At 31.1% G+C, this 3,896-nt stretch carries 5 protein-coding genes; all 5 read right to left on the bottom strand.

Features of this window, described 5'->3' with window-relative positions:
* Positions 1 to 96: 96 nt before the first annotated feature.
* Genes HRU50_RS15985 through HRU50_RS15965 form a run of 5 tightly spaced genes read right to left on the bottom strand, consistent with a single transcriptional unit; the run spans position 97 to position 3,025 of the window.
* On the bottom strand, positions 97 to 519 hold the full coding sequence (locus tag HRU50_RS15985; protein ID WP_296352326.1) for a hypothetical protein: 423 nt from the start codon (positions 517 to 519) through the stop codon (positions 97 to 99).
* Positions 520 to 547: 28 nt separating this feature from the next.
* Positions 548 to 913, bottom strand: a complete 366-nt coding sequence (locus tag HRU50_RS15980; protein WP_296352324.1) for a hypothetical protein — start codon at positions 911 to 913, stop codon at positions 548 to 550.
* Complete coding sequence (locus HRU50_RS15975) at positions 901 to 2,184, bottom strand: hypothetical protein (RefSeq protein WP_296352322.1); 1,284 nt, start codon at positions 2,182 to 2,184, stop codon at positions 901 to 903. The genes HRU50_RS15980 and HRU50_RS15975 overlap by 13 nt, the downstream gene beginning before the upstream one ends.
* Positions 2,185 to 2,187: 3 nt before the next feature.
* Positions 2,188 to 2,646, bottom strand: a complete 459-nt coding sequence (locus tag HRU50_RS15970; protein WP_296352320.1) for a hypothetical protein — start codon at positions 2,644 to 2,646, stop codon at positions 2,188 to 2,190.
* A complete protein-coding gene (locus HRU50_RS15965; RefSeq protein WP_296352318.1) occupies positions 2,636 to 3,025 on the bottom strand; it encodes a hypothetical protein in 390 nt (129 codons plus the stop codon). Before HRU50_RS15965 ends, HRU50_RS15970 begins: the two co-directional genes overlap by 11 nt.
* Positions 3,026 to 3,896: the final 871 nt, after the last annotated feature.

Raw genomic sequence — 3,896 nt, 5'->3', positions numbered from 1 at the left:
CAAACAGCGTTATTTCCTTTTGAAGAAAGGAGGTTGCTTGAGAACTACTGCTCTGGTTTTTCTTTGTGGTTTGTATGTTATCTAATTGAAACCCCATCAATTCATATAATTGGTTGCTGTATTTGTTTTATAGATAAAAAGGTATTTATTTGAATGAACTTTGTCAGTCATCAATTTGATAGCATCAACCTCTAAATCCTTTGTCTCCTGACCATCAAAATAGAATACATTTGACACCACATTAATTGGAAAAGTGTCTTTTACTTTAACGACATATTCTTTATAAAAGTTATAGCTGACGGAATCGATTTCATTCTTAAATGATAATTCAGAATCTAACGGATTATAATAAATATGAGAATATCGGTTGAAGTCCAACCATAAAGAAGTCTCAAGTTTCTTTAACTCTAAATTTTTATTGTAATTGCTAGTAATAGCTCTCATATGATTTTGAACCAAACCTAAAACGGTAAACGCCAAACCAACAACGATACTTGTTAATATGAGTACCGTTATCATTTCACTGAGTGTGACTGCTTTTATTTTTTTATTCCATTGCATGAACTACTTTGCTTACAACGTTATTGGTTGCTTTATTGGTTGCTTCAAATACGATTATATTGTTTCCACCCTCTTTTTGGTTGCTAACCATAATGTCCCAATTATCGAATGTATCAGAATAGGGCAACCGGATCTGGTTGTGCGATTGCAAATACTCCAATTCATTCAAATGATTCGTTATTACTGAGATATTGCTATTAATAGAGCTTGAAAACAGATTGTTTAAAACCAAACTTGCAACCACAAACACAACCATTATCAAGATGGTTGCAACCAAAGTTTCCATTAATGTTGATCCCTTAAGACGGGATTTGTAACCAAAAATCTTATTTGCAACCTCTAGTACAACCATTTCGCAACCACCTTTTTTGAGTCATTAAATAACAACCCTGAATACTGCTCAGGTAAAGCATCAATATCTATGACACCATTATAAATATGGTTTTGATATACTGATCCAGATTGCTTTGCAATAAAATTATGAGTATACACGGTACCAAAGACCTTACCTTTTAAATCTATATTTTGGTTGCAGTACAATTCACCATACACTTTGGAATTTTCTTTTAATTCAATTTGAGAGTTGTAGTTGTTTAATATATCCTCACCTAAAAACACAATAGCACCTTTAATAGTGGTATTCTCTTCTATAGTAATTTTATCCCTCTCCTCATATGGATTAATTGCCACTGCCTGTTTGCTATCTGGTTTTTTATGTAATACAAGAGCTGAAGGGTAATTCAATTGTACGTTTTTAGCAACCGAAACCGCTTTAGTCGCGATTGCTTGGAAACTCCCAACCACGTTTGGTTTTATTTCAACCTCTGAAGCAACCAGTAGCACATCTTTTAGTTGACTTGAGGCGTCAACAACAATTTTAGTTTTTGATTGTACAATAATGTGACCTGTAAGTTCAATATCATTTAAATTAATTGTTTGATCTGAGTATATAATTTGTAATGCATTTTTAAATGAATTGCTAAACTTCACACCTTCTTTTATGCTCAAAAACTGATCCTCAGTGAGATGAGATAACACATTTATTAGAGACTGAATCTCATTCAATATACTTTTGCTAATCGCGGGTAAATTCTTAGACACTTTGGTTGAACCATAAATCAATTGTGAACCATAATATGAGTGACCTGCGATAGACCCTGCTTTCACCCCTGGCTTTGGTAGATATGCTAAACCATTAATTTTGGTATTCCCTACAACTACCAATGGCTTAGAATTATCTTCAAGGTATAATACCGATCTATTTGTGGAATTTGACGTAGATCCTAGCAAAGCAACTTTTTGAAATGTCTTATTTCTAATGGAGGATATACTTTTTACCTTTTCAAATACACCCCAATTATCTTTGTGAAGTTTCAATTTTGAATTTGGAATTTCAGTAGATTTTAAATTGAATGTATCTCTCGGTAAAATAGTTTGATTTAAAGCATATCTAATGCCCTCGTCAGTGCTTTTGATAGTATGTATTATAGTATCAGACTGAAGTACAAATTGTTTGTGGGTGTGTATTAAAAGAATAAATCCTGTTAATAATAGTGCAATAACTATAATGATATATGTAGTCAGCTGTAATGCTCCTGCTTTATGTTTTAACAACCATTTCATACATCACAATTTAATAGTCTGTGTATGTCCATTATAACTCACAGTTATTGACGACTTATGACCACTTATCAATTTGACACCATGGATGGTTTGACCTCTCTTTAAAAGATGTTGCTGGTTATTAATTTCAACTACAAATATTCTATTGGCGTTACCTTCTTTTTTAATTAATCCATTATAAGTTATATGGGGTAACTTTACATTTGACCTGAGTGTTCTATTATTTCTACTAAGATCATTTTCTGCCTTACTCACTTTACCTAAAAATGGATCTCTTGCTATTGCATCAATCGCAAAAGTATCTATGTCTTTGTGAGACGTAGGATGAAAAGTGACCTCAAATTCTAATGCGGTTGATGGTGGTTGCTCCGGGTTTAAACCATTAATAACTTTGAAGGTAATTGTTCCCCAAATTCCTAAAACTGCAACTAATAATACATATGTCTTGGTTTTATTCTTCAATTGAAAAGCTTTGCGTGGTGAATACTGTCTGATAATCTGAATTTTCAGCTCTTACACGCCACTGGTAATCACCCGCACCTAAGTTTTTGTTGAAACCGGTTGCAATAATGGTTGTATCTAAAACAACCTGGTTGGCTTCTTCAAAACTTGGCGTCACAATCTGTAATTTATATTGCTCTGCATCTTCAATACTTCCCCACGAAAAATTGACATTTTCAATTGTTAGTGTTGAATTATTGGTTGGAGCGATTATCTCTATTTGGTCATTTGATATATCGGATACTTCTACGATTTCACTACAACCAAAACTAAATAAAGAAAGAAACAACATAAAGATCTTAAATCTTCTACTTAAGAATGGATTATAATTTATAATCATTTTTTGGGCTTAATTGTTGAATACCTACTCGTTTGAGAATTGACGTATGATAGCTAATCATATAGCCCATCTCGACATTAATTAGAACTAAATTAAACATTTAGCTATGTTATTATCCGAAATCGTCATTATTAATTGTAAGGTGAAACATTATATAACAGATAAAATTTTAACCTTAAAAGGATGGACATTAGGTCCATCCTTTTAAGGTTAAATTTAGAACTAAATCATTATTTTGCAATTGTTTGCTCTTTGAAATAGCAATATAAACTAATATTTACAACTACAATTTGTTCTATTGTTCCTTAAATTCTAAGTCTTGTTTTAGTTCAGAACAAAGAAGTAGTGAAGCAGAAATAATCGATAATATTCTAGTTCTTTGGTGATTTCTTGTAATATTCAATAACTATGTATAATCTAATCTTTAAGCTTTCTAGTATTTTCCTAACTATCCTATACTTGCTTATCACAGTATAAGTCTAATGAGTGACTTAAAATGCTATGTGGTATAGCACTTTCAATTGATAATGTCAGACTTAAATTTTCTAATTTGTTGAGCTCTTCCACATCTAATTCCCTGTTTTATAAATGTTTCGAGATGTAATTATCTGTAGATATTGCGCATCCAGCACTGCCTTAATGATTTTAAAACTCGTTAATGATATAAAGAAAGGCAATAATAATTTATCAATAATATATATACTTTAATGTTTGAATAATTTCTATAACATTTCATTTTTAGCGTTTTAATACTTCATAAAATCTACATAAAAATTCGATAGATGAATAATTAAAAGAGTCAAGAATAGTTAAAAATTTATTTCAAAAAGAACTAGCGAAAATTTTTATTCCAATTAATATAACCATTATA

Source organism: Winogradskyella sp., from assembly GCF_013213835.1.
In the GTDB taxonomy this organism is placed as follows: Bacteria; Bacteroidota; Bacteroidia; order Flavobacteriales; family Flavobacteriaceae; genus Winogradskyella.
The sequence above is the reverse complement of the archived record's forward strand: the minus strand, read 5'-3'. Positions and strand labels throughout refer to the sequence as shown.

Excerpts from the sequence above, each read along its gene's own strand:
- HRU50_RS15985 (WP_296352326.1), bottom strand. The coding sequence starts at position 519 with ATGATAACGGTACTCATATTAACAAGTATCGTTGTTGGTTTGGCGTTT.
- HRU50_RS15980 (WP_296352324.1), bottom strand. The coding sequence starts at position 913 with ATGGTTGTACTAGAGGTTGCAAATAAGATTTTTGGTTACAAATCCCGT.
- HRU50_RS15975 (WP_296352322.1), bottom strand. The coding sequence starts at position 2,184 with ATGAAATGGTTGTTAAAACATAAAGCAGGAGCATTACAGCTGACTACA.
- HRU50_RS15965 (WP_296352318.1), bottom strand. The coding sequence starts at position 3,025 with ATGATTATAAATTATAATCCATTCTTAAGTAGAAGATTTAAGATCTTT.